Raw genomic sequence first — 3,570 nt, 5'->3', positions numbered from 1 at the left:
GCTTGACCTCCTGGGCAGCGTAGAAATTGGTGACGCCTTCCGGGAAGACGATGGTGCCGCGGCCATAAGGCCACAGGCCATTGATCGCCTTGATCAGCGATGTCTTGCCGCAGCCGGACTCGCCCTTGAGGAAGGTCCATTCGCCGCGGCGGAAACGGAGGTTCGCAGCGCTGAGGAAAGGTGTGGCGTCCTCGCCTTGATGGGCGAGTTCCAGCTTCTGGATGGTGAGACCGAAAACCGGATTCTGGCTCGCGTAGCTGAAGTCGGATCGGCCGGTCTGCTGGTAGAATTCCCGCGGGCGCTGGACGTTCTCGATCGCGTTGGCGAGCTCGGTCACGCGCTGGCTGTTGGCTCTGAGCGTCGCAATCGCCGGCATGACATGGATGAACCACGAGCACTGGCTGATCAACTGGGCGACCATTTCGGAACCGGTGATGTAGCCTTTGTAGTCGAGGCGGTTGTGGATGAACGACAAGAGGCCTGGCGCGTAGGCAACGATACGGGCGCCGACGAAATTGTAGATCAGCTCGAACGAGGTGTAGCTGGTGTTGACGATATTCAGTCGGCCCCATGTCTTGTCGATATCGACATAGAGCCTGTCATGCATCGACTTCTGCACGTCCTCGCCATGCGAGGCGGCAACGTGGAAGCTGCGGCGCAGGAATGTAATGAGTTCGCTGCGGTAGCTGCCCTCCGCCTGTTGCATGCGGACATTGAGCCGCTCGAGCAGGCGTCCGAGCTTGACCGCGATCCAGGTGTTCAGCGGCACGTAGATGGCGACGCCAAGGAAAGCCAGCACCGCGGTGCCATAGCCGCCTAGGAATTCTAGGCCTTTGACCTCGACCGATGATCCGATCAGGTTTTCGCCAATGAAATAAAGCGAAGTCGCCACGCCGAGCACGCCCATGGCGAGGCCGATGGCGCCGCCGGTCATGTCCTTGATCGATTCCTGGATGCGCTGGTCGATATTGTCGGGAGCGACGACGCCGCCGACCGCCGAACCATGCTGGGCATGGAAATGGGTATGATTGCCGTCTAGCAGGGCTTGGTTGAACTGGTTGTCCAGCCAACCGCGCCATTTGCGGTGCAGGGTCGTTGAAACGAGGTTGCGCACGCCGGTGAAGCCGGCATCTTTCAGGATCACCAGCAGTACCAGTATGCCGGCGTTGGTCAGGATGGTCTGCAGCGGATGGGTGTTGGCGGCATCGTGGAGGAAAGCGATCGAATTGCCGAGTTCGCCCAACGCCACGGCAAACCAAACGCCGGCCTTGCTGGAGAGAGCGGTGAGGGCGGCGATGACGAAGGTGAGCGTCCAGGCTTCCTTCCACCGGTCGGAGAACCAGTACGCTCGCATCAGCCCCCAGAATGTACGCATCGACGATACCGGCGTCAGGTGCGAGGTCCTTGCCTCACTGGATGTTTGCTCCGGTACTGTACGTTGCGGTCTAACGACCCCAGTCACGATCCCGCCCAAACCTTTCTAGTTTTGTTACACATGGTAACACCAATTGATCATTTTCAATTAATTTTCTGGCGAGGAATGTGAGCAGGGTTACCCGCCGTGGCGCGAGGGCAACAGAAAGCCAATCCCGAGATAGGATTTGTCTCGGTGAATTCCGCTTTTATTCCAGCCACTTAAGGCCAATTTAGCTGCCAGGCGAAAAGCTTCCCTTAGGGAAGCAAAAAACACGGGTTTGTGAACGAAAAGGGGTGCCGATCAGCCGAAATGGCTACTGGGCGGTGACCGGAATGCCCGAAAATTTGCCGTCGGTGACCTCTTCGGGCTTGCCCGATTCGTCTTTTCCGGAGGCGCTGAAATGACCGGAAATGGTCTTTGCGGTTGCGTCGTATTTGTCGATGACGATCTTCCTGCTGCTGAAACGGACATGGCCTACCATGGCGCCGGAATCGAGAATGTTGAAGTTGGCGCTGTTGGCGGGGGAGCCCGTCTTGAGCGGATAGCCGCCGGCAAGGTCGTTCGGATCCTTGAGCTCGAGCATCGAATTGAAGGTCATGGTCGGCGACCCCTGTTCTGTTCCCGACAAGTTCAGCATCGGCTTGCCGCCCATCTGCATCGTCTGGGCCAAGGTGAAGGACGCCGTCCAGGGCTTGCCCTCGAAAGTCGCCGACATGACGGGTTCCTCGGCGGACACACGCTGCAATGTCAGCGGAAGCCCAAGGGCGAGAGGCAAGCACAACAGCGACAATGCGCGACGCCTGACCGCCATTCGGTGCCCCTTCAAATCAGCTAAACCCTTGCCGATCCTAGCTCAGCGCCCTGATCGAGGCGATTCACCAGATCGTGTTTTTGGCGGCTGAACAGGATTGACAACGCCCGCCTGCCGGGTCGAATCTGCCCGGCGATGGTTTGTGTCGAGGGGGATGACATGCCTGCACGGACAACCGCACTCGCGCTGCTCGGCATTTTCACCTGTCTGTCGGCGGCGCATGCCGGCAGCCAGAGCATTCCGGCCAGCGCCGAAGGCCAGGTCGAGTTCAACACGCCGTCCGGCAATATCGGCTGCATCTACACGCCGAAGGGCGGCACCAGCACCTACCAGCCGCGGGATGGCGGGCCGGAGCTTTCCTGCTCGCGCGTCGAGCCGAGCTACGTCACGGTGATTTTGGGACCCAAAGGGCCGGCGAGGCTGATCAAGAATCCCGGCGAGCAGGGCTGTTGCAGCGACGCGACCAAGCTCGGCTACGGCAACAGTTGGAGCCAGGGGCCGTTTTCCTGCCAGTCGGCGACGAAGGGACTGAACTGCACCGGCAGCAATGGCCACGGCTTCTTCCTGAGCAAGGCCAAGGTGACCGCGAAATAGGAGAACCGTAGCCTTTCGCCCGAGCTGCGCCGGACGATGCTCAGTCCGCGACGGTTTCCAATTCGCCGCGCGCCTTGGCCTGGGCCACCTGGCGGATCGCGTCGGCAAGTGTGTCGGCATCTTGTGCGCCCATCACCGCGTATTTGCCCTCGAGCAGGAAGCAGGGCACACCGGTGATGCCCATGCGCGAAGCGGTGGTGATCTCGTTGCGGACGGCCTCGACATCGGCGTCGGTCGGCAGCAGCGTCTCGACCACGGACGCATCCATGCCGGCCTCGCCAGCGGCCTTCACCAGCACGGCATGGTCGCCGATATTGGCGCCTTCCTCGAAATTCAGCTGGAAGAGGCGGCGCACCAGCCGGTTCTGCACATCTTCGCCCGCGGCGCCCGCCCAGCGGATGACGCGATGCGCGTCCAGCGTGTTGGCCGCGACCTTGATGGCACCGAACGCGAAGTGGATTCCCTCGGCTTCGCCCAGCGGCTCGATGCGCGCATGGATCTGTTGAATGCGTTCCTCGCTGCCGAACTTGCCGAGCATGTATTGGCGGCGATCCATGCCTCCAGGCGGGATGGTCGGATCGAGCTGGAATGGTCGCCAACTGACACGCACGTCGACATCGCTTGCGGCAGCAATGGCCTTGTCCAACCGCTTCTGGCCGATGAAGCACCAGGGGCAGACGACATCGGACACAACATCGACAGTGATGGAGTTCTCGGCGCTCATGCTCGTCTCCTGTTTGGTCTCAAT

Annotated in this window: 4 protein-coding genes; 1 reads left to right on the top strand and 3 read right to left on the bottom strand. The window is 60.8% G+C overall.

Annotated features, from left to right (window positions below; all coding sequences use genetic code 11):
* Together EOA28_RS28895 and EOA28_RS28890 are read right to left on the bottom strand one after the other, a co-directional pair.
* Positions 1-1,375, bottom strand: a 1,375-nt coding sequence (locus EOA28_RS28895; RefSeq protein WP_189342228.1) for an ATP-binding cassette domain-containing protein, incomplete at its 3' end; no start/stop codon positions are given.
* 355 nt (positions 1,376-1,730) lie between these two features.
* Positions 1,731-2,132 carry a hypothetical protein gene (locus tag EOA28_RS28890; protein ID WP_127250942.1) on the bottom strand — a complete coding sequence of 134 codons (402 nt, stop codon included), beginning with the start codon at positions 2,130-2,132 and terminating at the stop codon, positions 1,731-1,733.
* Between the two features lie 255 nt (positions 2,133-2,387).
* Here EOA28_RS28890 and EOA28_RS28885 point away from each other — a divergent pair, with 255 nt between their 5' ends.
* Positions 2,388-2,822 (top strand): hypothetical protein, encoded by a 435-nt coding sequence (locus EOA28_RS28885; RefSeq protein ID WP_127250943.1) that lies wholly within the window; start codon positions 2,388-2,390, stop codon positions 2,820-2,822.
* A gap of 40 nt (positions 2,823-2,862) precedes the next feature.
* On the opposite strand, the gene EOA28_RS28880 is transcribed toward EOA28_RS28885, so the two are convergent.
* The gene (locus EOA28_RS28880; RefSeq protein WP_127250944.1) at positions 2,863-3,546 is read right to left on the bottom strand and encodes a DsbA family protein; all 684 of its coding nucleotides are present in this window, start codon (positions 3,544-3,546) and stop codon (positions 2,863-2,865) included.
* Positions 3,547-3,570 lie beyond the last annotated feature (24 nt).

Origin of the sequence: Mesorhizobium sp. M2A.F.Ca.ET.067.02.1.1, assembly GCF_004023285.1 — a bacterium.
Taxonomy (GTDB): domain Bacteria; phylum Pseudomonadota; class Alphaproteobacteria; order Rhizobiales; family Rhizobiaceae; genus Mesorhizobium.
Note: the sequence above shows the minus strand (reverse complement) of the source record. Positions and strands in the feature narration are given on the sequence as shown.